Origin of the sequence: Falsiroseomonas sp. HW251, assembly GCF_050563545.1 — a bacterium.
Lineage (GTDB): Bacteria > Pseudomonadota > Alphaproteobacteria > Acetobacterales > Acetobacteraceae > Falsiroseomonas.
In genome coordinates this window covers 201,489-226,598 of record NZ_JBNXUM010000002.1, presented here as the reverse complement: position 1 = coordinate 226,598, position 25,110 = coordinate 201,489, and the positions used below count along the sequence as shown (strand labels likewise).

Genomic DNA, 25,110 nt, shown 5'->3' with positions numbered 1-25,110 from the left:
GCCGAAGGCGTGCATTCGCACGACGGGGGGAGAGGGCTTCTGTGTGAACCTCACGCCTTGGTCACGGACCAGTACTCGTTCAGCGGCGGCGCGCTGTTCACGACCAGGCCCTGCACGCCCTTGCGGCGGAAGACGATGAGCTTGGGGCTGAACAGCCAGGCCGCGGGGGCGCGCTTCACGATCTCCTCCTGGACCTGGAAATAGAGCTGCTTGCGGCGGTCGAAATCGACCTCGGTCTGGGCGCGAAGGATCAGGCTGTCCAGCGCCTCGTCCTTCGGCATGCGGAAGGTCATCGCGCTGTCGGCGAGCGTCGAGAGATAGCCGATGGTGATGTGCGCGTCGGGGTCGTTGTACCAGGGCTGGCGGCCATCCAGCATGATCTCGTGCCGTCCTGCGACATGCAGGGCGCGCAGCGCGGGGAACTCGGTCTGCGCGATGGTGGTCTCGATTCCGACCGCGGCGAGGTTCGCCTGCACGAAGGTCGCGACCGCGCCCCAGAGCGGGCCCTGGAAGGAATACATGGTCAGCTTGAGCTGCCCGGGCTGCACGCCGGCCTCGGCTAGCAGGCGGCGCGCCAGCGCCTGGTCGAATTTCGGCGCGGTGTCGCGCATGCGGGGGTCGAAGGCCCAGGAATTGGAGGTCAGCGGGCCGTAGACGCGATCCGCGGTGCCGCCGAAGACGCCGTTCAGCAGCCCGTCATAGTCGATGGCATGGGTGATGGCGCGGCGGACGCGGAGATCGGCGATCGGCCCGCTCGTCATGCTGTTGTTGAATTCGAGCTGGCGGATGATCTGGCTCGGGACCTCGATGATCTCGACATCGGCGTTGTTGCGCAGCGCGCGCACGTCCTGCGTCGGGATCGCGGCGAGCTGGCCGGATTGGTGCACGATGTCGAGCCCGCCGTTTTCCAGCTCGAGCCGCCGCGTCGAGGCGTCGGGGATGATGCGGTACAGGATGCGCGGCGTCCGCGGCGCGCCTCGGAAATAATCGGGGTTCGCTTCCAGCACGACTTCCGTGTCGGCGCGGTAGGAGCGGAAGCGAAAGGGGCCGGTGCCGACGGGGTTGACGTTGAAGGTATCGCCGAAACGCTGCACCGCGGCGGGGCTGACGATCGCGGCCTGGGGCTGGGCCAGCAGCGAGAGGAAGACGGGCATCGTCTCCTTCAGCGTGATGCGCACCGCGAGCGGGCCCGTGGCCTCGATGCTGGCGATGGGATCGAAGCTCGCGCGCATGAAGGGATTCGTGCGCGCCGTGCGCTCCAGCGAGAACTTCACGGCCTCGGCGTCCAGCGCGGTGCCGTCGTGGAACTTCACGTTGGGCCGCAGCGCGAAGTCGAAGACCTTGCCGTCGGGCGAGACGGTCCAGGATGCCGCGAGCCTTCCTTCCAGCGCGTCGAAGGCCGGCGGCTTCCACGCCACCAGCGTGTCGAAGACGTTGAGGATGATCTCGCTGCCGATGGGCTCGGCGCGGTTGGACCCGGGCTCGAGGCCCGCGGGGTCGGAGGGCACGCCGACGACCAGCGTGCGGGCGCGGATCTCGCGCGCGGATTGCGCGAAGGCGGGCGCGGGCAGCGCCGCCGCCGCGAGCAGGGAACCCGCCTGCCGCCTGCCGAGCTTCATCGCTTTTCTCCTGATCGCCGCGGGGAGGCTAGCGATGGGGTGGAGCGGGGGTCAAGGCAGTGGGCAGGCGACGAAGAATCCTCTCCACCCGCAGGGGGGAGAGGGCAGGGTGTGGGGGGCGTGTATGACGGCGAACGCGCGCGCGCCTCTCGACGTCCCCCTCGCCCAACCCTAGCCGACGCGTTGTCGGCCAAAGCCGACAGCTCCGGCGCCGACGCAGTGCGTCGGGCCCCCATAAGCGGAGGAGAGGGCTTGCTTTGCGAGAGATCAGGCGGCTTCGCGCAGGCCGACGCCCATCTCCGTCAGCGTCGCCTCGATCTGCGTCAGCGCGAAGCGGATGTCCTTCTCCTCGATCGCGCCGATGGCGGCGATGCGGATCGTCGGGGCTTTCGTGTTCCAGAAATTGCTGATCAGCACGCCGCGCGACTTCATGAGGGCGATGAAGCGCTTCAAGTCCCAGGCCGGGCTCTTGGGTTGATGCACGTTGACGATGATCGGGCCCTGGTGGCGCTTCTCGACATACGGAACGAAGCCGAGCGCGACCAGCCCGTCAAACAGGACATCGGCATTGCGGCGGTAGCGCGCGAGCCGTGCGGGCTGGCCGCCTTCCGCGTCATACAGGTCCATCGCGATGCGGAAGGCGCGCAGCGCCTGCACCGCGGGCGTGAAGCGGAAGCTGCCCCAGCCATTCACCACGGCGTGGCGATAGACGTCATGCAGGTCGAGCAGCCAGGACCCGGCATTGCCGGCGCAGGCCTCCAGCCGCTCGATCGGCGCGACCGCGAAGCCGATGCCGGGCAGGCCCTCCAGGCACTTGTTCGACGTGAAGACGACGACGTCGCATTCCGGATGCTCGGACAGCCTGAAGGGCCAGGCGCCGAAGGCGGAGACGGCGTCGCAGATCAGCCGCCTTCCATGCGCGCGCACGACGGGGCCAAGGACCTCCGGGTCGTTGATGATGCCGCTGCCGGTCTCGCTGACGATGATCGCGACATGGCTGACATCCGGGTTGGCCTTCAGCGCGGCGTCGAGCTTCTCCGGCGACATCGGCTCGCTGTCCGGGCCTTCCAGCGGGACGACGACGCGGCCGGCCTCGGTCGCGAGCCGCACCAGGCGGTCGGCGTAGTTGCCGTTGCGCACGACCAGCAGCTTGCCGCCAGCCGGGACGAAGGTCCGCACCGCGGCCTCCACCACCATGTGGCCGCAGCCCGGCAGCGGCAGCGCGACGTCCTTGCCCTCCTCCCCGCCGGCGATCCGCACGATGCGCGGCCGCATCGCCGCATATTCCGCCCGGAAGTCGTCGTCCCAGGGGGCGATGTCGTCGCCCATCGCGGCGCGGACCTCGGGGCGGGTCTGCACGGGGCCGGGGATGAGAAGCAGCATGAGCGAAACCCGATCGGGATGAGCGAAAGCGGGGCTTATGCCCTTGGCGGCGGTGCCTCGGCAACAGCGCCGGGCGCAAGCTCGCGTCGCAATTTCCGCAGGATGGCGTCGGCGAAGTCGGCGTAGTCCGCGCAGGTCATGGCGAAGCTCCCCGGTCCACCGATCACCTCCGATGAGTAGTGGTCCAGCAGGTCCGGCTCCTCGTTCAGGATGGCCAGGCCGTTGACGGTGATGCCGGCCTGCACCGCGAGGTCGCGCACCGGCCCGGGCGGGCGGCCGGCGTTGTGGCCGCCATCGCCCGAGACGTCCATCACCAGGCGCCGCGCCTCGCCGGGGAAGCGGGCGAGCAGCGCCAGCCCCGCCGCCATGCCCTCCCCGATCGCGGTCAGGCCCGGCGGCGGGATGCGGGGCACATTGGCGATGGCGTCCGCCAGCGCGCCGGCGCTTTCCGGCCCATCCAACCTTGTCCAGCCCAGCGCGACGTCCTGCGCGCCGACGCCCGACCACAGCAGCAGGCCGATCGCGGCGGCGCGGCGGGGACCGGACGTGGCGGCGGCGATCACCCCGGCATCGCGCAGCGCGGCGGCGGTGCCGCGGGCCATCAGGTCGAACTCGTCGAAATCCACGCTGGCCGAGCAGTCCATCGCGAGGCACAGCGCGACATCCACCGGATCCATCACGCGCGGCCTTGAACCCGGCACGCGACCGGCCGAGACTGCTTCATCAACCCACGGGACCGAGCATGGGCCAGACCTTCCCCAACGCGCCGACGCGGGACGAGACCGCGCGCAACTACGCCGTCATCGTGCATGCCTGCATGGCGGCCGGGATGGTCACCGGCGGCATCGCCTCCATCGTCGGGGTGGTGGTCGCCTACATCAAGCGGCCTGACGCAGCGGGGACGATCTACGAATCGCACCTGCACTACGCCATCCGCACCTTCTGGATCGGGCTGGCGATGGGCGTGGCGGGCTTCATCCTGACCTTCGTCCTGATCGGCATCGTCGTCCTGATCTTCACCGGCGTGTGGTACATCATCCGCGTCGTGCGCGCCTTCCTCGCATGGGCCGACCAGAAGCCGATCGACGATCCGAAGCGGTTTTTCTGATCCCGACGGGCGACGTCATCCCGACGCGCCGACGACGTCATCCTGACGCGCCGGCGTTGCGTCGGCGGCGCTTTCCCGCCATGTGAGCCCGCAAAACAGCGGGAGACCTCATCATGATCGGACGTCGCGGCATGCTCGGGGCGGGCGGCGCGCTGCTCGCCGCGCCGGCGCTGGCGCAGGCGCCTTGGCCGAACCGGCCGGTGCGGGTGATCGTGCCCTTCACGCCGGGGGGTGCGACCGACGGCATGGCGCGCGTCGCGGCCGGCAAGCTGCAGGAGAAGCTCGGCCAGCCCTTCGTGGTGGAGAACCGGCCAGGCGCGAACGGCGCCGTCGGCGGCCAGGCCGTCGCCCAGGCCGCGCCGGACGGCTACACGCTGCTGTCCTCCGCCTCGATCCAGATCCTGGCGCGGCTGGTGATGCGCAACCCCGGCTACGACCCCGTCACGGACCTCGCGCCGGTGGTGCGCATGGGGCAGGGGCCACTGCTGCTGGTGCAGACGCCGGGCCGGCCCCAGCAGACGCTGGCCGAGACGCTGGCCGCGGTGCGCGCCAACCCGCGCGACTGGTCCTTCGCGGTCTCCTCCCTCGGTGCGGCGGGGCACCTCGCGACCATCGAGTTCACCCGCCAGGCCGGGGTGGACATCACCCATGTCCCCTATCGCGGCACGGCGCCGGCGCTGACCGACGTGGTCGCGGGCAATGTCCAGCTGATGTTCGACCCGATCCTCGCGACCCTGCCGCAGGTCCGCGAACGCCGCGTGCGGGGCCTGGCCATCACCGCCCCGAACCGCAGCCAGGCCGCGCCCGACATCCCGACGGCGGCGGAGGCCGGCATGCCCGGGCTCGACATCCAGTCCTGGTGGGCGCTGTGGGGGCCGCGCGGCCTGCCGCCCGAGGTCACCGGGCGCATCGGCGAGGTGCTGCGCGCCGGCATGTTCGAGCCCGACGTGCAGGCCCGCGTCGCCACCCTCGGGATCGAGCCGCTGGCCGAGCCGGGGCCCGATTTCGCGGCCTTCATCCGCCGCGACTTCGACCGCTCGGAGCAGCTTCTCAGGCTCGCCAATTTCCAGCCGGAATAGGCGCCCGGCCACGGCCCGTGCTAGGCAGCGCGCGTGAACGACGCCGCCATGACCCCGGGAGAGGCGCCCGGCCACGACGAGGACACCGCCCCGATCTCGCGCATCGTGGCCGAGGTCGCGGCGACCTTCCCGGGTGAGCGCATCACGCTCGGCGACATGGCCGAGGCCTTCGGCGACCGCGCCTTCGGCATGCTGTCGCTGCTGCTGCTGCTGCCGGGCCTGCTGCCGGGGATGGCGAGCGTCTTCGGCACGCCGCTGCTGATCCTCGGCGTGCAGATGGGGCTGGGCTACCGCGTGCCGAAGCTGCCCAAGGTGCTGGCGCGCCAATCCGTCAAGCGGTCGGACCTGCTGCGGCTGGCCGGGGCCTCGTCCAGGGGGCTGAAGCGGATCGAGCGCTGGATCCGCCCGCGGCCGGGCTTCTTCACGAGCAAGGCGGGCGAGCGGATCATCGGCTGGCTCACCGCCTATGTCGCGATCATGCTGATCCTGCCGGGGCCGGGCACGAACGGCCCGCCGGCCTTCGGCAACATCGTCATGGCGCTCGGGCTGATCGAGCACGACAGCAAGGTGACGGGGATCGGCGTGGCGCTGACGGTCGCGGGCTGCGCTTTCGCGACCGCGATCCTGGTGGCGATCGGCTGGCTCGGCGTCGCCGCGGTGGGGTGGTTCTTCTAAAGCGGTCGGAAAGCACTCTTCCGCCCAAAAATTCAGGGAAGATGTCTTTGATCCGCCGGCTTGGCGCGGCTGTCCCGGCCGATTTACACTCGTCCCATGCCTCGGTGGCCCGCAAGGGCTGAAACGGGAACGCGAGAAGGCGGGCTGCGCCCGCCAAGTCCGCGGCTGCCCCCGCAACTGTAGGCGGAGTTGTCCGTCCCACACGCCATTGGGCCGCAAGCCCGAGAAGGCGGGACGGACGTCGGAGACGTCTCCGGCACTCCGCGAGCCAGGAGACCGGCCAGGGCAGAGACGTCCCGCGCGTGCCGGGCGGGGTGCACCGGCGCAACGGAGTGAGACGCGTGCCAGCGATGGCATGCGTGCGGCTCCGCCTGCGGCGACGACGCCAGCCGTCCGGTCGGGGAAACCCGGCCGGGCATGTCGTCACGCCGCACGGAGGGATATCCATGCGCCGCCATCTGTTGCTCAGCAGCGCGATCGCGCTGTCCACGCCTGCCTTCGCGCAGAGCCCGCCGCCGGTCCCCGACACCGTCGTCACCGCCACCCGCATCCCGACGCCGCTGGACCGCGTCCCCGCCGCGGTCACCGTCATCACCCGCCAGGACATCGAGGAACGGGGCTATCGCACACTGGCCGAGGCGCTGGTCTCCGTCCCCGGCGTGCGGCTCGTGCAGGGCGGCGGCTTCGGCCAGCAGGCCAGCGCCTTCGTCCGCGGCGCGGCGTCGCGCCAGGTGCTGGTTCTGCTGGATGGCGTGCCGCTGAACGACCCGTCGGAGCCGAACGGCGCCTTCAACTTCGGCAACGAGCTGCTCGGCGACATCGAGCGGATCGAGGTGGTGCGCGGCCCCGCGAGCTCGCTCTATGGCTCGGGCGCCGTCGGCGGCGTCGTCAACATGATCACCCGCCGCGCGCCGGCCAACACGCCGGCCCAGGTCTTCGGCGAGGCGGGCTTCGGCTCCGAGCGCACGGTCTCCGGCAACATCGGCGGCGCCGGCACGACCGACCGCTGGAACTGGCTGCTGATGGGGCAGGGCATCTCGTCCCGCGGGTTCAACGTCACGCCGCCGCGGCTCGCGACCAATATCGGCGAGGCCGACGGCTTCAACGGCCAGGCGGCCACCGCGCGGCTCGGCTTCCGGCCGAATGCGCAGTCGCTGGTGCAGGGGTTGCTGCGCTGGCGGCAGAACAACGTCAGCCTCGACAGCGTGCCCTATGACGACCCGAACAACCGCCTGACCGACCGGATGACCTACGGGCAGCTGCAGGCCGAGACGACGCTGGGCGGCGTCTGGACCACGGGCCTGCGCGCGTCCTTCGTCGGCGCCAACCGGCGCAACCTCAATCCCGCTGATGACGCGCAGTTCGCGCCCGCGGACGACATCTACCGCGGCAACCGGCAGAGCTATGAATGGGCGAACATCCTCCGGCTTGGCGATGCCGGGCCGTTCGGCGGGATCGCGGTGAATTTCGGCGTGATCCAATCGCTCGAGACCGCGGACAGCCGCGCGGGCGACCTGCCCTTCCAGACCACGACGGACGCGTCGCAGCGCGCGACGACCTACAACATCGGTATCCAGGCGCGGCTGCTGGACCGGATCGAGCTGCAGGCCGGGATCAGCCAGGAGCAGGCGCAGGGCTATGACGGCTTCACGGCCTGGCGGCTCGGCGCCAACATCGCGATCCCCGAGATCAATTCGCGCGTCATCGCGGCGGCTGGCACGGCGTACAAGGCGCCGTCGCTGTTCCAGCGCTACGGCGTGATCGGAACCTTCTTCCGCGGCAATCCGAACCTGCGGCCGGAGGACAGCTTCAGCTGGGAGGTCGGCATCGAGACCGACATCCCGGCCTTCGGCAACAGCGGCTTCGCGACCGCCGGCGCGACCTGGTTCCGGTCGAGCTTCAACAACCTCATCAACTTCAACGCCGCCTTCGACACGCTCGAGAACATCGACAAGGCGACGTCGCAGGGGGCGGAGCTGTACCTGACGCTGCGGCCGTGGCGCTGGCTCGAGCTCTATGGCGGCTGGACGATCACCGAGGCGAAGGACGGCGACGGTAACCCGCTGCCGCGGCGGCCGCGCAACGTGGTGACGGCCAATGCGCGGCTGGCCTTCGACCGCTTCGTCATCGTGCCGGAGGTGCTGTTCACCGGCCCGTCGCCGGAGGGCCCCTTCGCGAGCTACCTCGACGACGGGACGTCGGTGTCGGGCTATGCCTACAACAAGTCGGGGGCGGTGCTGAACCTGACCGCGACCTATCGCGTGACGGACCAGGTGAGCGTGTTCGCGCAGGGGCGGAACCTCGGCGGCAGCCGCTTCGAGCCCGCGAACGGCTTCGCGGTGCCGGGGCGCGCGGCCTATGCGGGGGTGAGGTTCGCGTTCTGAGGGGGTGGCCTCCCTCGCCTATGCGGCTCACTGCCCCGCATGCGGGGGGCCGACGCACTGTGTCGGCGCCCTGCAATCGGGGGAGGAGCCGATTCCAGTCCGCCCCATCCGCGTTCTAGACTTCTTCTGCAGCACGGGAGGCAGGCCATGGCGCGCGGTCCGAAAGGCATGACCAACCGCATGGCTTTCGAAGTCTGCCGCCGGCAGATCGAGTCCGACATCCGCACGGGCTGGCGTCCCGACGACCCGCACATGGCGCGCTCGATGGTCGCCGCTGTCTGGGCCGGGCGTTATGGACGCAGGCGTGGCGTGATCGAGGGCGCCCATGGCAGCGCCGGCATTGCCGATCGCGCCCTCGCCGACCGGCTCGCCATGCGCTGGCGCGCGCGGGACGCCGCGCTGGCGGGCCAGCCCGGCTGGCCAGCCGACATCGCCGAGCGCCTGGCGATGACCTATCGTCACCTCGGCAGCATCGGCCAGCTCGATGTCGCAACGCCGCAGGCGCCGCACGCCCATGGCCCGTCCTTCCGCGCGCTCTGGCTGGAAGCCGAGAAGGCCGGCGCGGACGAGGCCGGGTGCCTCGCAGCCATCGAGGCCTGGTCGAGGCGCCCGCTCGGCCCGGCTCCTGCCAAGGCCAGCGAGAAGCGCGTCGCGCCCTATCTCGCCCGCCCCGTGCCTTGGACCGAGACGGACGATCCCGACCAGCCCTGGGCAGCGGAAGTGGACGGACAGGCCTGGCTCGTCCAGCTCAACGACTTTCCGGAGGAGCCGCCCTACACGTTGCTTGTCGCGGGAAAGTCCGTCGGCAGCCTGCTCGACTGGCCCGAGACATGGCACCGCGGCGCCGATGCCAGCGAGGCAGCATCCGCCCCGGCGCCCGCTGCCATTATCCTGCCGGAGAGGCCGGAGGCCTGGCCGGCGCGCTACGAGGCTGGCGAGCACGAGGCGGTCTGGGCGGAGATGGTCGCGTGCGGCCCGCGCATCCGCGAGGCCCCCTTCGCCGCCCCGGCGGAGGCGGTGGCGCGCGAGACGATGCGCCGCGTACGCCGGAACATCGAGATCCTGCTGCCGCGCCTGGCCGCCGCCGGCTACGTCTTCGGCCTGCCCGACGCGCCGCGCGGCGAGCTGCGCATGATGATGGGCGGCCAGGTCATGGGGCTCGGCGACATGCTCTCCGCCGCGGGCCAGATGGACCCGTCGCGCCTGCCGAAGGAACTGCAGGGCGCCTTCGGACGGCTGCTCGGCTCGCTCGGCCAGATGGCCGGCGCCACGCCGAAGGCGAAGGCCCGGCCGGCGGATCCGCTGAAGGACGCCGACGTGTTCAGCCCGCCCGACCGCGGCGCCGCGCGGATCCTCGCGAAATTCGCTCGACGCGGCCTGCCGTTGCCGCTGAGCCTGCGCTTCTGGATCGAGGAGGTCGGGCGGGTGGACCTGACCGGTCGCCATCCTGTTCTTGCTCCGCCGGCGCGGGAGGGCGGCCCGTTGCCGGATCCGCTCTCGATCATTCCCGACAGCGACGATATCGCCGACCAGCTCGAAGGGCGTGACCGCGAGGACGAGCCCGAGCCCCTGATCCTCTGCTACAGCCCCGCGGACAAGTCAGCGCCCGACGTGCAGCAGACGGAATGGGAGGACGGCATGGCGATGCCGATCCCGAACGCCGGCGCCGATGCGCCGCTGGTCGGCGGCGCGGAGCACCCCGGCCTTGTCCCCTATCTCCGCCGCGCCTTGCGGCAGGGCGGCTTCCCCGGCTGGGAAGGCCATCCCGAGCGCCCCGCGGCGGAGATCGCGGCCTTGAGCGAGGGAATGCTCGCCTTCTAGACCCCCTCCGGCCTTCCCGCGATCGCGACGGCGAGCTGGTCGGGCTTCAGCAGCTTCCTCGCGACGGCCGCCGTCGCCTCCGGCGTCAGGGCGCGCAGCCGCTCGGCGCGCTCGTTCAGCCAGCCGATGGGGCGATTGTTCCGGCGCAGCGCGATCAGCGTGCCGGCGATGCGGCGGCTGTCGGTGAACTGCAGCGGCAGGTTGCCCGTCAGGAAGGCGACCGCATCGTCCAGCTCCTCGCGCGTCGGGCCGCTGTTGGCCATGCGCGCCCATTCATCCCGCGTGACGCTCAGCGTCTCGCCGACGCGGGCATTGTCGGTCGCCGACGACCCCACGATCACGCCCTGGCCGAAGAGGGTGTCGAGACCCGCGCCGATGCCATAGGCGAGGCCGCGCTGGACGCGCACCGCCTCCATCAGCCGCGAGGAGAAGCCGCCGCCGGCGAGTACGCGCAGCACCACCTGCGCCGTCTCCCAGTCGGGATCGGAGACCGCCAGGCCAGCCTGGCCGAAGACGATGGCCGATTGCGGGGACGCGACCTCGATCACGCGCCGCCCGAAGGCGGTGAAGGCGGGCAGGGGCGGCGCCTCCTCCGGCGCGCCCTCGGGCAGGCCTTCGAAGAGCGCGGGGATGACGCGGGCGAGCTCGTCGGCGGTGATCGCGCCGGCGGCGGCAACGACAAGCCCATCGGCGCGGATCTGGCGCGCGATGGCGGCGCGGATCGCGTCCTCGGGCAGGGCGCTCAGCGTCTCCACCGTGCCATTGGTCGGGCGTCCCGCGGGATGGTTCGGATAGGCCGCGGCCCAGAAGGCGCGGCCGACCTGGCCCCGCGGGGTTTCCAACTGCGCGCGGGCGCCGGCCACGGCACGCGCCCGCACCCGCTGCACCGCGGCGGGATCGAGCCGCGGCGAACGCATCGCGAGGTTGGCCAGCCGCACCGCTTCCGGCAACGCCGGGCGCAGCGCGCGCAGGCTGCCGTCGAAGCCGTCGCGCTGCGCGTCGAAGCCGAGGCCGATCGCCTCGTCGCGCAGCGCATCGGCGAAGGCGACGTTGTCGAGCGGACCCGCGCCTTCCGTCAGCAGCGACGCCGCCATGGACAGCGCGCCCGCGGTCGCGTCGGTGTCGAGCGCGGCGCCGCCCTTCCAGCCCCAGGCGATGGAGACGACGGGCACCGACTGGTCCTCGATCAGCCAAGCCGTCCGGTTGCCCGCGGTGACCTGCTGGATGTCGAGCCTGAAGGTGCTCATGCCCGCACCTCCACCGGGGCGGCAGCGCCTTCCGGCAGCAGCCACCCGCTGGCACTCGGCGCGCGGCCCAGCACGTGCACGGCGGCCGCCGCGACCTGGTCGCGCGTCACCGCGCGCAGGCGCCGCGGCCAGAACTCCACGCTGTCGAGGTCCTGCCCGATCGCCAGCGCATTGCCGATCATGCGCGGCGCGGCGCCGAGGCCGTCGAGCGCGAGCAGCGCGCCGGCGCTCATCTGGCGCACGCTGCGCTGGACCTCGGCGTCCGTCGGCCCGCCCTCGTCGAGCAGGCGCTTGACGACGGCCATCGCGGCTTCCTCGACGCGGGCCGGCTCGACCTCTCGCCGCGGCGTCGCGGAGACGTCGAAGTCGGTCCAGGAATAGACGTCGGCATCGTAGGAGGCGCCGGCCGAGACCGCGAGCCCGCCTTCCACCAGCGCGCGGTGCAGGCGCGAGCCCGGGCCGCCGCCGAGGATGTGGCGCAGCACCTCCAGCGCGTCGCCATGCTGGCTGTTCTCGGTGGTCGCCGAGGGCGCCTGCCAGGACCGCACGAAGGTCGCCTCGCCGCGCAGCCGCGGGTCGTTGCGGACATAGCGGGGCGTCGGCGGGGAGGCCGGCGGCGGCGCGCGGTGGCGCGGCACGGCGGGGCCGGGCGGCAGCGCGGCCCAATGTTCCTGCACGGTCTTCCAGAACCCGTCGCCGTCCACCGCGCCGGCGACGACCAGCACCGTGTTCCCCGCGGCGTAGCGCGCGCGGAAGAACGCCATGATGTCGTTATGGGTGATGGCGCGGATCTCGTCCTCCCACCCGATGATGGGGCGGCCGTGCCAGTGCTGCGGGCCCCACATCGCGGCCTGGAAGCCTTCGAAATAGAGGGCGCGCGGCGACGACCCCGTGCGCTGCGCGCGTTCCTCCAGGATCACCTGGCGCTCCGCCTCGAACTCGGCGGGCGCCATCTTCGCGCTGGCGAAGCGGTCGGCTTCCATCATCGCGACCAGGTCGAGCCGCGACGCCTCGACATGCTGGAAATAGGCGGTGACGTCGCGCGAGGTGAAGGCGTTGTCGTTGCCGCCTTCGCGGGCGACGCGGCGGGAGAACTCGCCGGAGGCGACGCGCGCGCTGCCCTTGAACATCATGTGTTCCAGGAAGTGGGCGACGCCGGAGCGGCCCGCGGGATCCTCGCCGCCGCCCGCCGAGACGAAGGCGTATTGCGCGATGACGGGCGCGCGGCGCTGCTCGACGAAGGCGACGCGCAGGCCGTTGGGCAGGGTGCGGACCTCCGCGCCGAAGAGCGGGCGCTCGGCGGCGGCCGCGAGCTGCGCGGCGGCCTGGGCCTGGGCTTCGGGGGTCAGGGCACCGGCGCAGGCAGCGGCGGCGGCGGCCTGCAGGGCGGCGCGGCGGGTCATTGACGTCATGTGCCCCAAGGTGGCCCCGGGGGCGAGGTGGGCCAAGCCCCGGTTGTGTAGCGAAAGGTTAGGGGCGGAGCCGTCTCCTCCGCCCCGCCGCCCCTTCCCGGCGCGCCTCAGGCGGCGCGCAGCGTGGCGGCGAAGGCCGCGATAGGCCTCGCCGCGGCGGACGGCGTCGTGCGCCGGGCCGGCGGCGAGGCTTGTGCCGAGCGCGCGGCCGCCATCCGGGGTGCGGAAATTGGTGGCGACGCGCGTCTCGCCCGCGAAGGCGGTGGCGACGCCGCCGCCGACGGTCGTGACGCGGTCTGGGATGTCGTTCATGCGGTTCAGCGCGCGATCGCCCAGCAGCAGCCGGAGGCCCTCCAGCTGCCAGCCCGAGCCGACCTCGCCGAGCAGGAGATAGGCGAGGCGGAGGTTGCGAGCTGTTCGGCGGTGAGCTGGCGCGCGCGCTCGCGCAGATCCTGCACAGTGACGCGGGTCAGCGCGCCAAGCCCGGCGGCCAGCGCGACGAGGCAGAACAGCAGCACGCGGACGCGCATGCCGAAGGCATCGAGCCGTCGCCGGATCCCGGCGAACCTGGGGCTTCCTCCGCGGCTGGTCGGCCGCGGGGTTACGCCAAGAGGATGAAGAGTCGGTGAAGCCCGGTGGTCAGGACGGCGTCAACCAGCGCCGCCGAGTGCCCATAGCAGCACGCCCTTCTGGGCGTGCAGGCGGTTCTCGGCCTCGTCGAACACGACGCTGTGCGGGCCGTCCATCACCTCGTCGGTGATCTCCTCGCCGCGATGGGCGGGCAGGCAGTGCATCACGATCGCGTCGGGCGCGGCCCGCTTCAGCAGCGCCTGGTTCAGCTGGTAGGGCGCGAGCAGGTTGTGGCGGTTGATCGCACCGGCATCCGGCTTCTCGTCCGACATGCTGACCCAGGTGTCGGTGACGACGCAGCGCGCGTCCTTCACCGCCGCGACCGGATCGCTCGTCAGCTCGATCCGCGCGCCCTGCGTCCGCGCCCATTCGATCAGCGTGACCGGCGGCGCGAGCTCCGGCGGTGTCGCGATGCGGAGGATGAAGCCGAAGCGCGCAGCGGCCTGGATGAAGCTCTGCGCGACGTTGTTGCCGTCGCCGGTCCAGGCCACGACCTGGCCGGCGATCGCGCCGCGATGCTCCTCGAAGGTCATGACGTCGGCCATGATCTGGCAGGGATGCGACACGTCGGTCAGGCCGTTGATCACGGGGACCGTCGCATGCTCCGCGAGCTCGCGGATCTTGGCGACGTTGTCGGTGCGCAGCATGATCGCGTCCACGTAGCGCGACAGCACGCGCGCCGTGTCCGCCGGCGTCTCGCCGCGGCCGAGCTGCATGTCGCGCGAGCTCAGCACGATCGCGTCACCGCCGAGCTGGCGGATGCCGACCTCGAAGCTGACGCGCGTGCGGGTCGAGGGCTTCTCGAAGATCAGCGCGACGGTCTTTCCCGCCAGCGGCCTGCCCGCGACGGCGCCGCGCTTGGCCTGCACGCCGAGCTCCAGCATGCGCCGCAGCGTCGCGGGATCGTGGTCCATGATCTCGAGGAAATGCCTCGGGGGGGCGCGGTCCGCGCCCCCCATCTTCAGCACGGCACTCATTTCGCCGCGACCTTCACCGCCTGCATGCCGCGGATCGTGCGGTCGAGGAGATCGACCGCCTCGTCGGCCTCGCCTTCCGTGATGATCAGCGGCGGCGCCAGGCGCAGCACGTTCATCCCCGCTGCGACCGTCAGCAGGCCCTGCTGCACCGCCGCGTCCTGCATCGCGCTGTTCGTCACGCCGTCCTGCAACTTCAGGCCGAGCAGCAGCCCCGCGCCCTGCACGCCAGCGATCACCTGCGGGTGCTTCGCCGCCAGGCCGAGCAACCCGCGCCAGAGATGGCGCGCGACGCGGTCCACCTGGTCGAGGAAGCCGGGCGCGAGCACCACGTCCAGCACGGCATTGCCCGCCGCGCAGGCCAGCGGCCCGCCGCCATAGGTCGTGCCATGCGTGCCGGGCTTTAGGTGCTTCGCGACCTTCTCCGTCGCGAAGACCGCGCCGAGCGGGAAGCCGCCGCCGATGCCCTTGGCACTCGACATCACGTCGGGCTCGATGCCGGCCCATTGATGCGCCCAGAGCTTGCCGCTGCGGCCCATGCCGGTCTGCACCTCGTCGAGCGCGAGCAGCAGGCCGAACTCGTCGCAGACCGCGCGGAGCTCGCGCAGGAAGCGCAGGTCAGCGGGACGCACGCCGCCCTCGCCCTGCACGGGCTCGATCATGATCGCCGCGGTTTCCTTGCCGATGGCATCCCGCACGGCGTTCATGTTGCCGAAGGGCACGTGGTCGAAGCCCTCCACCGGCGGGCCGAAGCCGGCGAGGTACTTGGCATTGCCGGTGGCCGAGATCATCGCCAGCGTGCGGCCGTGGAAAGCGCCTTCGAAGCAGATGGTGCGGAAGCGCTCGGGCTGGCCGTTCTCGGCGTGGTACTTGCGCACCGCCTTGACCATGCCCTCGTTCGCCTCGGCGCCCGAGTTGCAGAAGAAGACGCTGTCGGCGAAGGAATTCGCGACGTGCCGCTCCGCCAGGCGCTCGGCCTGCGGGACGCGGTAGAGGTTGGAGGTGTGGATCACCTTCGCGGCCTGCTCGGCGATGGTCTGCACGAGGTGCGGGTGCGCGTGGCCGAGGCTGCTGGTCGCGATGCCGGCGCCGAAATCGAGGAATCGTCGCCCGTCCGAAGCCCAGAGACGCGCACCTTCACCCTTCTCGAAGGCGAGGTTGGCACGGGCGTAGTTCGGCATCAGGGCGGGGATCACGATGTTCCTCGCTTCCTCCTTCTCCGCACGGCCGCGGCGGGATGCCGCTGGCGGGCGCGAAGCCCGCGAAAATGCACGGAAAGGCCCGAGGGGTCAAAACGAAGCGGGGCGCGCGGTATGCGAGGGGCGCATCGCTTCGATGCAGCAGCAGATGAAGGTTGCGCGATCGGCTGCCCCCACCCGACCTCCCCCGCAACAGCGGGGGAGGGGGAGGCAGCGCATGACGGCCGAGATTACTGGCGCATGCCGCCGCTGTTGGCGGGATAGGCGCCCGAGGTGTTCGACCCAGTCGCGCGGTCATAGGCGCGGCTCGCCGCCGTGCCCGGCGGGTTGGCGCGGGTGCCGTCGGTCTGCGCGGGATAGGCGCCGGAGGTGTTGGTGCCGGCCACGCTGTCGAAAGTGCGGCTGACGGCCGTGCCGGAGGGGTTGTTGCCGGTGCCGTCGGCGCTGGTCGGGCCGGACCCGGTCACGCGGTCATAGGTGCGCTGGGTGGCGGTGGAGGGGGGGTTGCCGGGCCGGCCGTCGTTCGGGTTGGCGCAGGCGAAGACGGGCAGCGCGAAAAGCGCGGCGACGAGAACGCGGTTCATCCGTTTGATCCTTCCGGTGTCGTCCCGGCCGCCTGGTAGCGGCCGGGACTGCGGGAGCGTAACGGCCTGCCCGGGGGAAGGTTTCAGCCGCGGGGCAGCGCCCGCGACCCCTCCTCCCCCCCTTGCGTCAGCCGCGCCGCTGGACGGTGTCACCCTCGTAGCGGAACTCCGGCAGGCCGCGCAGGCTGTCCTTGGTCGCGCCCTGCAGCATCCAGCGGTCGCGATCGGTCGCGTGCTGCAGCCGCTCATAGGGCACGGCGACAAGATGCGCGCCGATGCCGAGGAAGCCGCCCACCGAGATGATCACGACGGGCTGTGTCGTGCCCGCGGCGATGATGAGGTCGTCCACCTCGCCAATGCTCTCGTTGTTCTCGTTGTAGATGGTCGAGCCGATCACCTTCGAGGCACGGCGCCCGCCAGCCATGCGCGCGCTGTCCACCGCGGCGATGCTGCCCGCCGCGCCGGTCGTCGCGGCAGTGGAGGGCCGGGTGGTGCCGGTGCCGGGCGTCGCGGTCGGGCCCGCCGTGCCAGCGGGATTGGCGCCGGTCGTGTTGCTGCCGGTGGCGCGGTCGACCGCACGGCCGGCGGCGGTGCCCGGCGGGTTGTTGCCGGTGCCGTCGGGATCGCTGCGCTGGCCGGTCACCGCGTCGGCGGCGCGGCCGGTCGCGGTCGAGGGCGGGTTGCCCGGCGTGCCGTCGCGCGGGTTGGCCTGCGCGCTGGCGCCGGGTGCGGAACCGCCCTGCTGGTTGTTCGCCGGCGCGTCGCGGGCGGCAGGGGTGCCGGCCGCGCCCTGCGGCGTGGTCTGGGTGGCCTGCGGCATGGTGCTGCTGCCGCCGGTGTTCGCCTGGCCGAAGGCCAGCAGCGGCACGGCGCAGAGCGCGGCGGCCGTCGTCATCAAGAGGTAGTTCCTCATCGGGACCGTGGTTCCTCTCCTGTCTGGCGTCCCCCCGTGCAGGGCTGAACGCCGCGTCTTTCGTGGGGTTGCGGAACGGAGGCGTGCGCATGCCGGGGCTGCGCGGCGGCGCCTCGCGGCGCGGGGCGCGTCATGGCAGAAGACGGCGATGCGCCGAGACCGAAGCGGCCAACGCCACGCCCCCGGGCCCGCCGGCCCCCCGCCCGACGCCGCCCGCCTGCGCGAAGCCGCGCTGGCGCATCTCGCGCGCTTCGCCGCGACGGAGGCCGGGCTGCGCCGCGTGCTGGCGCGCCGGGTGGACCGCTGGGCGCGCGCCGCCGAGGCCGAGGGGCAGGAGGAGGTCGCCGGCCGCGCGGCAGCGGCGAAGGCCGCCGCGGCGGAAGTCGCGAAGCGCATGGTGACCGAGGGCGCCGTGGACGACGCGGCCTTTGCCGCAAGCCGGGCGCGGCGGCTGCTGCGCACGGGACGCTCGCCGCGCGCGGCGCTGGCGCATCTCAGGGAGAAGGGCGTGGATGCCGACACCGCCGCCGCCGCCCTGCCCGGGGATGCCGAGGCCGAGCTCGCTGCCGCGGTCGCCTTCTGCCGGCGCCGGCGGATCGGGCCCTTCGGGACGGCCGACGCGACGCCGGAGGCGATGCTGAAGGCGCTCGGCGCGCTGGCGCGGGCAGGCTACGGACGCGACGTCGCCTCGCGCGCGCTGCGCATGGACCCCGACGAGGCCGAGGCGCGGCTGATCGCGGCGCGCCAGGCGTGAGCGGGGCGGCCGGCGCGCGGGTCCCGCCGGAGGGCGCGCGGCACATCGTCTTCACGCGGGCCGGGGTGCGGCGCGGCGCGGTGGCGAGCCTGCCGCTCTGGCTCGGCATGGTGCCCTTCGGCCTGGTGATCGGCGTGCTGGCCGACGCCAAGGGCCTCAGCTTCGCCGAGACCGTGCTGATGAGCGCGCTCGTCTTCGCCGGCGCGGCGCAGCTGCTGGTGCTGGAGCTCTGGGCGGACCCGGTGCCGATCATGGCGGCGATCGTGGCGGCGGGGGTGGTCAACATCCGCATGGCGCCGCAGGGCGCGGCGCTGGCCGGCTGGCTGGACCGGCTACGCGGCTGGCGGCTGTGGGGAACGCTGGCAACGCTGGTGGATCATTCCTTCGCGATGTCGGTGCAGGAACAGCGCCGCGGCGGGCGGGATGCGGGCTACCTGCTCGGCATCGGGCTCGGGCTCTGGGTGAGCTGGGTGGCGACGACGGGGATCGGGCATCTCGCGGGGAGCATCGTCAGGGTGCCGCCGGGGCACCCGCTGTATTTCGCTTCGGTCGCGGCCTTCATCTCGATCCTGGTGGGTCTGTGGCGAGGGCCGCGAGTGGACCTGGGGCCGTGGGTGGTGGCGGGGCTGGTCGCGATCGCGGCGCAGCGGATGGGCTGGCCGGTGCCGCTGCCGCTGCTGGCCGGGACCTTCGCGGGGGCGGCGCTCGGCGCCTGGATCGAGCTGCGGGGCAAGGCGCGCGGGGCGGCGCGGGACAGGAAGCGCGGCTGATGGAATTGCGGCTGGAGGTCCTGCTGGCGATCCTCGGCATGGCGGCGGTCACCTATGCCAGCCGGGCTGGCGGCTATGCCGTGCTGCGCAGCGTGCGCCCGCCCGCCTTCGTCGAGGCGATGCTGCGTCACCTGCCCGGCGCGTTGTTTATCGCCTATGTCGCGCCGCCGCTGCTGGCGGGGTCGCTGCCGGCCTGGGCCGGGGCGGTGGTGGTGGTCGGGACGCAGCTCGCGACGCGGAACCTGGGGGTGGCGATCTGCGCGGGGGTCGCGGCGGTGTGGGGGGTGCAGGCGGCGTTGTGGTAGGATGCCGGCATGACCACCGCCTGCGCCAACATCGGGCATTCCGTCGGATTGGCTGCCCGCCCGAGGCGATGATCACGGCGGCGGCTGGCCAGGCCGTCGAAACGGTCGCGCGCCTCCGCGACGAAATCACCGCCTTCGCTGCGGGGCTGGGCCTCGCCCCACGCGCTTGACCCCTGGGCGCCCCCGTCCGCATATGACGCCCATGTTCCGGTTCCGCGTGCCCGCCCGAATTACCGCCCCGGCCTTCGCCTGAGGGCCGGGACCGCTCGCACGCCCTGCTGAACCCCGCGGCGCCACCGCCGCCCGAGACCGATCCGATGAACGACGCCCCAGACGCACCCGCCGCCCGCGACTACCGCGGCACGGTGATCCTGCCGAAAACCGACTTCCCCATGCGAGGCGACCTGCCGAAGCGCGAGCCGGACTGGCTGAAGCGCTGGCAGGACCAGGACCTCTGGGCCGCGATCCGCACGAAGTCCAAGGGGCGCGAGAAATTCGTCCTGCATGACGGCCCGCCCTATGCGAACGGGCCGCTTCACATCGGCACCGCGCTCAACAAGATCCTGAAGGACGTCGTCAACCGCGCGGCGCAGATGGCGGGCTACGACGCCGACTACGTCCCGGGCTGGGACTGCCACGGCCTGCCGATCGAATGGAAGGTCGAGGAGGAGTACCGGAACCCCAAGGGCAAGTACCAGGGCGGACGCAGCAAGGACGACGTGCCGGTGCTGGAGTTCCGCGCGGAATGCCGCGCCTATGCCGAGCACTGGCTCGGCGTGCAGCGGGAGGAGTTCAAGCGGCTCGGCGTGCTCGGCAACTGGGAAGGCCGCTACGCCACGATGGACTTCCCGTCCGAGGCGGTGATCGCGGGCGAGATCGGGCGCTTCCTGATGAACGGCTCGCTGTATCGCGGCCTGCGGCCCGTCATGTGGAGCCCGGTCGAGAAGACCGCGCTGGCCGAGGCCGAGATCGAGTATCACGACCACGTCTCGCCCACGCTCTGGGCGCGCTTCCCCGTGGTGAAGGCCGCGGCCGAGGACCTGCGCAAGGCGTCGGTCGTCATCTGGACCACGACGCCCTGGACCATCCCCGGCAACCGCGCGGTCGCCTATGGCGAGGAGATCGACTACGCGCTGGTGCATGTCGAGGGCGTGGCCGAGGGCAGCCACCTGCGCGTCGGCGAGTTCCTGCTGGTCGCTCTCGCGCTGCTGCCGCAGTTCGAGAAGGACACGGGCCTCGCCGCGCATACCATCAGGCGCGTGCTGAAGGGCGCGGAGCTCGCCGGCGTCATCGCGGCGCACCCGCTGAAGGGCATGCCGGAAGCCAACGGCGGCTACGCCTTCGACGTGCCGCTGCTGCCCGGCGACTTCGTGACGACCGAGGCCGGCACGGGCTTCGTGCACATCGCGCCCGGCCACGGCGAGGACGACTTCAACCTCGGCCGCGCGCATGGCCTGCCCGTGCCAGAGACCGTGGCCGATGACGGCACCTACACGCAGCAGGCGCCGGGCTTCGTCGGGCTTCACGTCTGGAAGGCGCATGACGCGATCTACGCGGCCTGCGAGGCGCTGGGTACGCTCGCCGCCAAGGGCAGGCTGACGCACAGCTACCCCCATAGCTGGCGGTCCAAGAAGCCCGTGATCTTCCGCGCGACGCCGCAGTGGTTCATCGCGCTCGACGACGCGAACGCGATCCGCACCAAGGCGCTGGAGGCGATCGCGGCGACCCACTTCGTCCCCGATATCGGGCGCAACCGCATCGGCTCCATGGTGCAGAACCGGCCGGACTGGTGCATCTCGCGCCAGCGCGCCTGGGGCGTGCCGATCCCGGTCTTCGTGTCGAGGCAGTCGAACGAGCCGCTGCGCGACCAGGCCGTCATGGACCGCGTGGTCGAGGCCTTCCGGACCGAGGGCGCGGATGCCTGGTACAAGCCCGGCGCGGCGCAGCGCTTCCTTGGGCCCGACCGCAACGCCGCGGACTATGAGCAGGTCATGGACATCGTGGACGTCTGGTTCGAGAGCGGAAGCACCCACGCCTTCACCCTCACGCCGGAGCGCGGGCTGCCCTGGCCGGCGGATCTCTATCTCGAAGGCTCGGACCAGCATCGCGGCTGGTTCCAGTCCTCGCTTCTCGAAGCGGTGGGAACCAGGGGACGCGCGCCGTTCAAGGCGGTGCTGACGCATGGCTTCGTGCTCGACGAGCAGGGCCGGAAGATGTCGAAGTCGCTCGGCAACGTCGTCGCGCCGCAGGAGGTCGTGTCGAAGACGGGGGCCGACATCCTGCGGCTCTGGGTGATGAACACCGACGTCACCGAGGACCAGCGTATCGGCAAGAACATCCTTGACCAGCAGGCCGAGCTCTACCGCCGCATCCGCAACACGCTGCGCTGGCTTCTCGGCAACCTCGACGGCTTCGAGGAGAGCGAGAAGCTTCCCTACGCGGCGCTGCCGGAGCTCGAGCGCTGGGTGCTGCACCGGCTGACGGAGCTGGATGCGAAGCTGCGCCAGGCGCAGCGCGACCACGACTGGACCGGCGTCTATCCCGAGATCCACGCCTTCTGCTCGGCCGATCTCAGCGCCTTCTGGTTCGATATCCGCAAGGACAGCCTCTATTGCGACGCGCGCGACAGCCTGCGGCGGCGCGCCGCGCGGACGGTCGCCGATGCGCTGCATCGCTGCCTGACGGCCTGGCTGGCGCCGGTGCTGGTCTTCACGGCGGAGGAGGCGTGGCTCGCGCGCTTCCCGGGCGCGGAGAGCATCCATCTGCAGACCTGGCCCGAGCTGCCGGCGGAGTGGCGGGACGAGGCGCTGGGGGCGCGGATGGCGGCGCTGCGCGAGGCGCGCGGCCTGGCGACGGCGGAGCTGGAAGTCGCGCGCCGCAACGGGCTGATCGGCGCCTCGTTGCAGGCGCGGGTGACGCTCGCTGGCGATACCTTCGCGAGGCTCGGCCTGGCGCCGGAGGCGTGGGAGGACGTGCTGATCACCTCCCAGGTCGTGGTGGCGGGCGGTGCGGTCGATGCCGTGACGGTGGAGGTCGCACCGGGCACGAAGTGCGAGCGCTGCTGGCGCGTGCTGCCGGAGGTCGGGCTGTCGGCCGCGCATCCGACGCTGTGCCGGCGGTGCGAGGCGGTGGTGGAGGGGCAGGGGGGGTGATGGTGCCGCAAGTCGCGAGCCCGATCCCGCTGCATTGCCTCCCTCCCCCGCAAGCGGGGGAGGGATGGGGAGAGGGTGCTCCGTCCAGCGCGCGCTCATCCTCGCACCCCCACCCTAACCCTCCCCCGCTTGCGGGGGAGGGAAGCGCCGAGACAGGGGAGGGAAGCGCGTATGCGGCGGAGGACATTTTGAGCGGGGACGGCGGCTGATGCTCCGCCCCGGCCTCTCTCTCGGCGCGGTCGTTCTCGTCCTGGACCAGCTCACCAAATGGCTGATCCTGAACGTGGCCAACCTGCCGGAAGTCCAGCGCATCCCCGTCCTCGCCGTCGGGCCCTTCGGCTTCGACCTCACCATGGTCTGGAACCGCGGCGTGACCTTCGGGATGCTCGCGGGGGATGAGGGCTGGACGCAGCTTGCCCTCGGCGCGCTCGCGCTGCTCATCGCGGGGCTGCTGATCCGCTGGATGAGCCGCGCCGACACCAGGCTGGTGGCGCTGGCGCTGGGCGGCGTCGTGGGGGGCGCGATCGGCAACGTCATCGACCGGCTGCGCTTCGGCGCGGTGGTGGATTTCGTGGACTGGCACGCCTGGGACTGGCACTGGTACGTCTTCAACGTCGCCGACGCCGCCATCGTGCTCGGCGTCCTCGCGCTGGCGCTGGATGCCTTGTTCCGGCCTTCGGGCAGCGTTAAGCCTTCGCCCCCATGACCCGCCCGCGCCCCGCCCTGCTCGTCCTGCCGCTGCTGGCCCTCGCGGCCTGCGGCAGCGACACCGCCCGCACGCTCGGCTTCACGCGCGACGCGCCGGACGAATTCGCGGTGACCACGCGGGCGCCGCTCTCGGTGCCGCCACGGCTGGGCGACCTGCCGGTCCCGACCCCCGGCGCCCCCCGCCCGCAGGAGAACCGGAGCGCCCAGGCGGCCTCCCTCCTCGCGCCCGGCACCACCGCGGCCGCGCCGAGCACGGCCGAGCGGGCCCTGGTCGCGCGCGCCGGCGGGCCGGTCGGCGGCGACATACGCCGCGCCGTGGACGAGGAAAGCCTGCGCCTCGACCGGCCGCCCACCACGGTGGTGGACCGCCTGATGTTCTGGTCGCCGAACCAGGCGCCGCCTGGCATCGCGGTGGACGCGCAGCGCGAATCCCTGCGCCTGCGGGAGAATGCGGCGCTCGGCCGCGACGTCGGCGACGGCACCACCCCGATCGTGCAGCCGCGCCAGCCCAACTGGTTCCGGCGGATGCTGGGGCTGGAATAGCCGGTCCGCGCGCCGCGACATGGCCAAGGGCCCCGGCGGTGCCTATCTAGGGGGCCGACCCCCCTTCGATGCGATCGCCCCTTTGACCGACCCGACCCGGCCCTCGGCCACGCCCGCCTTCCTGAACCATGACCGCCCGCCGGTGCCCGACCTTGTGGTGCCGCGCGGCGTGCAGCCCTTCCACCTCCACCTCAGGCCCGTGCGCGGGCGGCTGGTGCGGCTCGGCCCGCTGGCCGACGCGCTGCTGTCCCGCCACGCCGCGCAGCACGACGCCGTCCTGTCCCTGATGGGGGAGGCGCTGGCGCTGACGGCGGCACTCGCGACGGCGCTGAAGTTCAAGGGATCCTTCAGCCTGCAGGCGAAGGGTGACGGGCCCGTGCCGATGCTGCTGGCGGATTGCACGGAAGGCGGCGCGCTGCGCGGCTACGCCAGGGCGGATGCGACGAAGCTCGCGACGATGCTGAAGGCGGAGCCCGCGCCGCCGGCCGGCGCGCTGCTCGGCACGGGGTATCTCGCCTTCACCTGCGACCAGGGCCCCGACATGGACCGCTATCAGGGCATCGTCGCGCTGGAGGGCGTGACCTTGGCCGACATGACGGCGAGCTATTTCCGCAGCTCCGAGCAGCTGCAGAGCCGCGTCTTCCTCGCCTGCGCGCGGACGGATGCCGGCTGGCGCGCCGCCGCGCTCGTGCTGGAGAAGGTTGCCGGCGAGGGCGGCGTCGACCCCGCCGCCGACGCCGAGGCGCAGGAGGAGGCCTGGCGCACCGCGGTCATCCTCGCCTCCACCGTCAAAGCCGAGGAGTTGCTCGACGACGGCCTCGCCGGCGAGCGGCTGCTGCACCGGCTGTTCCACGAAGAGGGGCTCGCGCTCGATCGCCCGCGGGCGTTGTCCTATGGCTGCCGTTGTTCCCGCGCGCGGCTCGCGCAAGTGCTGGAGGGCTTCCCGCAGGACGACCTCGATCACATGGCAGAGGGTGGGGCGATCACCATGACTTGCGAGTTCTGCAACCTCGATTTCCGGTTCGGCCCGGACGAGGTCGCGGGACGGGCAGGGCGCGCGTAGGATACTGCCTGCGCCGCTCCAGCGCCTCCCTTCCCCGCAAGCGGGGGAGGGAAATCGATCAGCGGGGGAGGCCGGCGCTGGAGCAGGTCAGCATCGCCCCCACCCTGGCCCACCCCCGCGAAACGCCGTAACGAAGCGCGGACACTGGGAGAGAACCGATGCTGCGACGGGGCCTGCTGACCTTGCCGCTCGCGCTCGCCGCCTGCGGCGGCAGCCGCGGCGCCGATCCCGAGCCGCTGCCCCCGCTGGTGACGGGCTACGGCCACCTCACCCCCATCCGCCTGGACATCCACGAGATAGTGGTCGCGCCGCCCGCCGCCGGCGTCGTGCGCGTGGACCAGCCCGTGCCGTTCGACCCCGTGCAGGAGATGGAGCGCATGGTGCGCGAGCGCATCGTGGCCGCCGGCACCAACGGGACCGCGCGCGCCATCGTCCGCGCCGCCGAGTTCCGGCGCGAGCGCCTGTCGGGCGGCGGCATGTTCGCGGGAGAGCCGGGCGAGCGCTTCGTCGTGCGCCTCCAGCTTCGGCTCGAGCTCTCGGCGCCCGACGGGCGGTCCGGCTTCATCGAGGCCGAGGCGCGGCGCCAGCGCGCCACCGAATCCGGCCTCAGCCAGGCGCAGCGCAACCGCCAGGCCGAGACGGTGCTGCGCCAGGCCATGGACGACCTGAACGTCGAGCTGGAATTCCAGGCCCGGCGCAACCTGCGCGGCTGGATCGTGCAGGCCGTGACGCCGCCTTCCGGCAGCGACGGCGTGCAGGTCGAGGAGCTGCCCCGTTCATGAGACCG

23 protein-coding genes and 1 riboswitch are annotated in these 25,110 nt (G+C 72.3%); of the genes, 13 read left to right on the top strand and 10 right to left on the bottom strand.

The window, feature by feature from the left end; all coding sequences use genetic code 11:
• Positions 1-50: 50 nt before the first annotated feature.
• The 3 genes from ACLF3M_RS02995 to ACLF3M_RS02985 form a co-directional block, all read right to left on the bottom strand.
• The gene (locus tag ACLF3M_RS02995) at positions 51-1,619 is read right to left on the bottom strand and encodes an ABC transporter substrate-binding protein (protein ID WP_430655356.1); all 1,569 of its coding nucleotides are present in this window, start codon (positions 1,617-1,619) and stop codon (positions 51-53) included.
• Positions 1,620-1,886: 267 nt separating this feature from the next.
• On the bottom strand, positions 1,887-3,002 hold the full coding sequence (locus ACLF3M_RS02990; RefSeq protein ID WP_430655355.1) for a 2-aminoethylphosphonate--pyruvate transaminase: 1,116 nt from the start codon (positions 3,000-3,002) through the stop codon (positions 1,887-1,889).
• Between the two features lie 35 nt (positions 3,003-3,037).
• A complete protein-coding gene (locus ACLF3M_RS02985; protein WP_430655354.1) occupies positions 3,038-3,679 on the bottom strand; it encodes a DUF1194 domain-containing protein in 642 nt (213 codons plus the stop codon).
• A gap of 65 nt (positions 3,680-3,744) precedes the next feature.
• Between ACLF3M_RS02985 and ACLF3M_RS02980 the strand changes: the two genes are divergently transcribed.
• The 5 genes from ACLF3M_RS02980 (at position 3,745) to ACLF3M_RS02960 (ending at position 10,069) form a co-directional block, all read left to right on the top strand.
• Positions 3,745-4,110: a DUF4870 family protein gene (locus ACLF3M_RS02980; RefSeq protein ID WP_430655353.1), complete on the top strand. Its 366-nt coding sequence runs from the start codon at positions 3,745-3,747 to the stop codon at positions 4,108-4,110.
• Between the two features lie 113 nt (positions 4,111-4,223).
• Complete coding sequence (locus ACLF3M_RS02975; RefSeq protein WP_430655352.1) at positions 4,224-5,189, top strand: Bug family tripartite tricarboxylate transporter substrate binding protein; 966 nt, start codon at positions 4,224-4,226, stop codon at positions 5,187-5,189.
• Between the two features lie 33 nt (positions 5,190-5,222).
• Positions 5,223-5,864, top strand: a complete 642-nt coding sequence (locus ACLF3M_RS02970) for an exopolysaccharide biosynthesis protein (RefSeq protein WP_430655351.1) — start codon at positions 5,223-5,225, stop codon at positions 5,862-5,864.
• 85 nt (positions 5,865-5,949) lie between these two features.
• Positions 5,950-6,163: riboswitch (cobalamin riboswitch) on the top strand.
• 147 nt (positions 6,164-6,310) lie between these two features.
• Positions 6,311-8,248 carry a TonB-dependent receptor plug domain-containing protein gene (locus ACLF3M_RS02965; RefSeq protein WP_430655350.1) on the top strand — a complete coding sequence of 646 codons (1,938 nt, stop codon included), beginning with the start codon at positions 6,311-6,313 and terminating at the stop codon, positions 8,246-8,248.
• Between the two features lie 180 nt (positions 8,249-8,428).
• On the top strand, positions 8,429-10,069 hold the full coding sequence (locus ACLF3M_RS02960) for a hypothetical protein (protein WP_430655349.1): 1,641 nt from the start codon (positions 8,429-8,431) through the stop codon (positions 10,067-10,069).
• On the opposite strand, the gene ACLF3M_RS02955 is transcribed toward ACLF3M_RS02960, so the two are convergent.
• The 7 genes from ACLF3M_RS02955 to ACLF3M_RS02925 form a co-directional block, all read right to left on the bottom strand.
• Positions 10,066-11,316 (bottom strand): M16 family metallopeptidase, encoded by a 1,251-nt coding sequence (locus tag ACLF3M_RS02955; RefSeq protein ID WP_430655348.1) that lies wholly within the window; start codon positions 11,314-11,316, stop codon positions 10,066-10,068. The two genes, ACLF3M_RS02960 and ACLF3M_RS02955, sit on opposite strands and share 4 nt — an antisense overlap.
• On the bottom strand, positions 11,313-13,040 hold the full coding sequence (locus tag ACLF3M_RS02950) for an insulinase family protein (RefSeq protein WP_430655347.1): 1,728 nt from the start codon (positions 13,038-13,040) through the stop codon (positions 11,313-11,315). The genes ACLF3M_RS02955 and ACLF3M_RS02950 overlap by 4 nt, the downstream gene beginning before the upstream one ends.
• A 5-nt stretch (positions 13,041-13,045) precedes the next feature.
• Positions 13,046-13,258 (bottom strand): hypothetical protein, encoded by a 213-nt coding sequence (locus ACLF3M_RS02945; protein WP_430655346.1) that lies wholly within the window; start codon positions 13,256-13,258, stop codon positions 13,046-13,048.
• A gap of 120 nt (positions 13,259-13,378) precedes the next feature.
• Positions 13,379-14,335, bottom strand: a complete 957-nt coding sequence (argF, locus tag ACLF3M_RS02940) for an ornithine carbamoyltransferase (RefSeq protein WP_430655345.1) — start codon at positions 14,333-14,335, stop codon at positions 13,379-13,381.
• Positions 14,332-15,528, bottom strand: coding sequence for an aspartate aminotransferase family protein (locus ACLF3M_RS02935; RefSeq protein ID WP_430655344.1), 1,197 nt, complete (start codon positions 15,526-15,528; stop codon positions 14,332-14,334). The genes argF and ACLF3M_RS02935 overlap by 4 nt, the downstream gene beginning before the upstream one ends.
• A gap of 233 nt (positions 15,529-15,761) precedes the next feature.
• Positions 15,762-16,115 carry a hypothetical protein gene (locus ACLF3M_RS02930; protein ID WP_430655343.1) on the bottom strand — a complete coding sequence of 118 codons (354 nt, stop codon included), beginning with the start codon at positions 16,113-16,115 and terminating at the stop codon, positions 15,762-15,764.
• A 127-nt stretch (positions 16,116-16,242) separates the two neighbouring features.
• The gene (locus ACLF3M_RS02925) at positions 16,243-17,028 is read right to left on the bottom strand and encodes a PRC-barrel domain-containing protein (protein ID WP_430655342.1); all 786 of its coding nucleotides are present in this window, start codon (positions 17,026-17,028) and stop codon (positions 16,243-16,245) included.
• 148 nt (positions 17,029-17,176) lie between these two features.
• On the opposite strand from ACLF3M_RS02925, the gene ACLF3M_RS02920 reads away from it, so the two are divergent.
• From ACLF3M_RS02920 to ACLF3M_RS02885, 8 genes are all read left to right on the top strand, one after another.
• Complete coding sequence (locus ACLF3M_RS02920) at positions 17,177-17,782, top strand: RecX family transcriptional regulator (RefSeq protein WP_430655341.1); 606 nt, start codon at positions 17,177-17,179, stop codon at positions 17,780-17,782.
• Positions 17,779-18,552: an AzlC family ABC transporter permease gene (locus ACLF3M_RS02915; protein WP_430655340.1), complete on the top strand. Its 774-nt coding sequence runs from the start codon at positions 17,779-17,781 to the stop codon at positions 18,550-18,552. The genes ACLF3M_RS02920 and ACLF3M_RS02915 overlap by 4 nt, the downstream gene beginning before the upstream one ends.
• Positions 18,552-18,857, top strand: a complete 306-nt coding sequence (locus ACLF3M_RS02910) for an AzlD family protein (protein WP_430655339.1) — start codon at positions 18,552-18,554, stop codon at positions 18,855-18,857. The genes ACLF3M_RS02915 and ACLF3M_RS02910 overlap by 1 nt, the downstream gene beginning before the upstream one ends.
• A 317-nt stretch (positions 18,858-19,174) precedes the next feature.
• Positions 19,175-22,009 (top strand): isoleucine--tRNA ligase, encoded by a 2,835-nt coding sequence (ileS, locus tag ACLF3M_RS02905; protein ID WP_430655338.1) that lies wholly within the window; start codon positions 19,175-19,177, stop codon positions 22,007-22,009.
• 208 nt (positions 22,010-22,217) lie between these two features.
• Entirely contained in the window at positions 22,218-22,715 is a 498-nt protein-coding gene (lspA, locus tag ACLF3M_RS02900) for a signal peptidase II (protein ID WP_430655337.1), read from the top strand.
• Positions 22,712-23,260, top strand: a complete 549-nt coding sequence (locus tag ACLF3M_RS02895) for a DUF3035 domain-containing protein (protein ID WP_430655336.1) — start codon at positions 22,712-22,714, stop codon at positions 23,258-23,260. The genes lspA and ACLF3M_RS02895 overlap by 4 nt, the downstream gene beginning before the upstream one ends.
• Positions 23,261-23,342: 82 nt before the next feature.
• A complete protein-coding gene (locus ACLF3M_RS02890) occupies positions 23,343-24,323 on the top strand; it encodes an Hsp33 family molecular chaperone HslO (protein ID WP_430655335.1) in 981 nt (326 codons plus the stop codon).
• Between the two features lie 158 nt (positions 24,324-24,481).
• Entirely contained in the window at positions 24,482-25,105 is a 624-nt protein-coding gene (locus ACLF3M_RS02885; RefSeq protein WP_430655334.1) for a hypothetical protein, read from the top strand.
• Positions 25,106-25,110 lie beyond the last annotated feature (5 nt).

Excerpts from the sequence above, each read along its gene's own strand:
- argF (WP_430655345.1), bottom strand. The coding sequence starts at position 14,335 with ATGAGTGCCGTGCTGAAGATGGGGGGCGCGGACCGCGCCCCCCCGAGG.
- ACLF3M_RS02945 (WP_430655346.1), bottom strand. The coding sequence starts at position 13,258 with ATGCGCGTCCGCGTGCTGCTGTTCTGCCTCGTCGCGCTGGCCGCCGGG.
- ACLF3M_RS02965 (WP_430655350.1), top strand. The coding sequence starts at position 6,311 with ATGCGCCGCCATCTGTTGCTCAGCAGCGCGATCGCGCTGTCCACGCCT.
- ACLF3M_RS02990 (WP_430655355.1), bottom strand. The coding sequence starts at position 3,002 with ATGCTGCTTCTCATCCCCGGCCCCGTGCAGACCCGCCCCGAGGTCCGC.
- ACLF3M_RS02925 (WP_430655342.1), bottom strand. The coding sequence starts at position 17,028 with ATGAGGAACTACCTCTTGATGACGACGGCCGCCGCGCTCTGCGCCGTG.
- ACLF3M_RS02985 (WP_430655354.1), bottom strand. The coding sequence starts at position 3,679 with ATGGATCCGGTGGATGTCGCGCTGTGCCTCGCGATGGACTGCTCGGCC.
- ACLF3M_RS02895 (WP_430655336.1), top strand. The coding sequence starts at position 22,712 with ATGACCCGCCCGCGCCCCGCCCTGCTCGTCCTGCCGCTGCTGGCCCTC.
- ACLF3M_RS02910 (WP_430655339.1), top strand. The coding sequence starts at position 18,552 with ATGGAATTGCGGCTGGAGGTCCTGCTGGCGATCCTCGGCATGGCGGCG.
- ACLF3M_RS02885 (WP_430655334.1), top strand. The coding sequence starts at position 24,482 with ATGCTGCGACGGGGCCTGCTGACCTTGCCGCTCGCGCTCGCCGCCTGC.
- ACLF3M_RS02975 (WP_430655352.1), top strand. The coding sequence starts at position 4,224 with ATGATCGGACGTCGCGGCATGCTCGGGGCGGGCGGCGCGCTGCTCGCC.
- ileS (WP_430655338.1), top strand. The coding sequence starts at position 19,175 with ATGAACGACGCCCCAGACGCACCCGCCGCCCGCGACTACCGCGGCACG.
- ACLF3M_RS02950 (WP_430655347.1), bottom strand. The coding sequence starts at position 13,040 with ATGAACGACATCCCAGACCGCGTCACGACCGTCGGCGGCGGCGTCGCC.
- lspA (WP_430655337.1), top strand. The coding sequence starts at position 22,218 with ATGCTCCGCCCCGGCCTCTCTCTCGGCGCGGTCGTTCTCGTCCTGGAC.
- ACLF3M_RS02960 (WP_430655349.1), top strand. The coding sequence starts at position 8,429 with ATGGCTTTCGAAGTCTGCCGCCGGCAGATCGAGTCCGACATCCGCACG.
- ACLF3M_RS02995 (WP_430655356.1), bottom strand. The coding sequence starts at position 1,619 with ATGAAGCTCGGCAGGCGGCAGGCGGGTTCCCTGCTCGCGGCGGCGGCG.
- ACLF3M_RS02920 (WP_430655341.1), top strand. The coding sequence starts at position 17,177 with ATGCGCCGAGACCGAAGCGGCCAACGCCACGCCCCCGGGCCCGCCGGC.
- ACLF3M_RS02955 (WP_430655348.1), bottom strand. The coding sequence starts at position 11,316 with ATGAGCACCTTCAGGCTCGACATCCAGCAGGTCACCGCGGGCAACCGG.
- ACLF3M_RS02980 (WP_430655353.1), top strand. The coding sequence starts at position 3,745 with ATGGGCCAGACCTTCCCCAACGCGCCGACGCGGGACGAGACCGCGCGC.
- ACLF3M_RS02930 (WP_430655343.1), bottom strand. The coding sequence starts at position 16,115 with ATGAACCGCGTTCTCGTCGCCGCGCTTTTCGCGCTGCCCGTCTTCGCC.